Annotated in this window: 1 protein-coding gene; it reads left to right on the forward strand. The window is 57.4% G+C overall.

Annotated features, from left to right (window positions below; genetic code table 11):
• Nucleotides 1-258: 258 nt before the first annotated feature.
• The gene (locus tag NW819_RS08100; protein WP_414413449.1) at nucleotides 259-1857 is read left to right on the forward strand and encodes a DUF6930 domain-containing protein; all 1599 of its coding nucleotides are present in this window, start codon (nucleotides 259-261) and stop codon (nucleotides 1855-1857) included.
• Nucleotides 1858-2094 lie beyond the last annotated feature (237 nt).

Consider the following 2094-nt stretch of genomic DNA (forward strand, 5'->3'; position numbering starts at 1 on the left):
ATGTAGCTCAGTTGGTAGAGCACTCGACTTGTAATCGAGCGGTCGTCAGTTCGAATCTGACCATCAGCTTTTGTTGCTATAGAGCTGGGCTCTGCCGTCTCCTCTCCCTGAAGCCGAACTCAGCTTCTACACTGGTGGTTAGATTGGCATTAGCGGGATCCCTGGGTCTTGTTGACAGGAGGCCAAGGCCGATCCCTGCTCAGTTTGGCATACCTACTCAGCCGATTGGGTTGTTCTCCTGATTCTCCTTGGATGTCTATGTCCGGTCTCCCAGCCGCTACGGTTCGTCGATTGCAAAAGCTGCCCCAGGTGCCCTCGGTGTGGGAAGGGGATCGCCACAAGCTCTCAGGATCGCCACCCATGGGATCCCAAACGGAAGGGGAGTGCATTCTTTGGGTAGATGGCGTTCAGGGCGTGGTACGGGCCATGGAGGTGGTGCCCGCCGATTCTGGCTTTGAGCCGATGGTGCGAACCTTGATCATGGCTATGGAGCGGCCCCATGCTGCCCCACCTGCTCGTCCCCAGAAGATCATCGTGCGGGATCGAGAGGTGCAATTTTTCTTGCGCGGCATCCTGCACGAGCTGGACATCAAGGTGGAATGCCAGCCGGAATTGCCTCTGATCGACGAGATCCTGCAGAGCTTTGAAGAGGCCAACGAGCGGATCCCTCCCCCTCTGCCGGAACACTATGTTGAGTTGCTGGCCGGCAAAGCCCTTACCCTCTGGCGAGATGCTCCCTGGGATTACCTAGAGGATCACCAAATCTTGGCCATCGACCTAGATCACTGGGACATCCAAACCCTTTATGTCTCGGTGATGGGGCGGTTGGGCATGGAGTATGGGGTGCTTTTTTATCGCTCGCTGCCCTCTCTTAAACAGTTTCGCCAGGATGCGGCCCAGCCGGATACTCCCGAAGAGATGGAGGAAGCCTTCCTCAGGCAAGATTGTCTCTATCTCACCTTCCAAGCTGGCAATCCTGAACTTAACGAACTGCCGGATCTGGACTTGGCAGAGTTGGATCCCGAGGAAATTGAGCCGAACTTCGGCACCATTCACCCCCTGGAAGGCTTGCGCGTGACTTTGCAGGAGGATGAGGCGGCGGCCTTATCGGTGGCCCTGGAAGCCTTGCATCGCTTCTTCAAGCAGTACCACCGCAAGCTGGAAGATGACTTTCGCTCCTATCAAGGTCGGTACCGCATTCCCAATCCCCAAGAGAAGGGGACAACCCTTTCGGTGCAGGTGCGCACCCTGCCGGACGTGGCCGAAGAGCTGCTGGAGCTGGAAGAGGAGGCGGAAGAACCTGCACAAACCCTGCTGCGGGATGATTTGGTGCCGGAAGGGGCGCAGATAGGTCTGGGGGTCTTGCCGTGGACAACGGTGGAAATGCTGCGGCGCACGGGGCAATGGCATCCCCTCCCCCAAAGCAAGCTGGTGAAAAATGGAGAAGGGCTGCCGGTGGTGATTGTGCGCACCTCTCGATCAAAAGCAAAGCAGCTCATCGAGAATTTGCGTGGGGAAGGTGGGCCGCAAGGCGTTTGTTTCAACACAGGGGTGGATCCCTTCGATGGCGATCGCTACGACCTGGAAATTGTGCAAACGGGCAATCGTGACCTGCACCTGTTTGGGGAGTTTCCCGAAGATGATCCCGTCCACTCCATGGCTCGCAAGCGCTGGGAGCGGCGTTGCCGCGATACGGGTGGCTATTGCGGCTTGGTGGTGGCAATGGGAGTGAATTCTGCCCGTCCAGAGCTGCAAGTGCGCCACATTCTGGCCCTGTTTGAGATGCAGGCTTTGAACCCAACGGGACTGGGACTGGGGCCGATGGTGCGGATTAGCCGACAATTGCACTTGCCTTGACCGTCCGGACGGAGGCAGGTTAGGTGCTGCTGGTAACCTGAGCAACTTTCTCCCAGCCGGGATCCCTTCTTTCTATCTCTGGCAGGTTTACCGGGCGGTGATTCGGTTTTTCCAGGGATCCACGCTATCTTGGCTCTGGTTCTCTCCTGGGTGCTGACCGGCAAAATAGCTCGACAAAGCATCTCGACAAAGCATACAGTGGCCCTATCATCTGGGGGCTCTGGTATTGACCCTCAG

This window comes from Synechococcus sp. R8-2 (genome assembly GCF_047461715.1).
Taxonomy (GTDB): Bacteria; Cyanobacteriota; Cyanobacteriia; order Thermostichales; family Thermostichaceae; genus Thermostichus.

Coding starts and splice junctions, on each gene's coding strand:
- NW819_RS08100 (WP_414413449.1), top strand. CDS start 259: ATGTCCGGTCTCCCAGCCGCTACGGTTCGTCGATTGCAAAAGCTGCCC.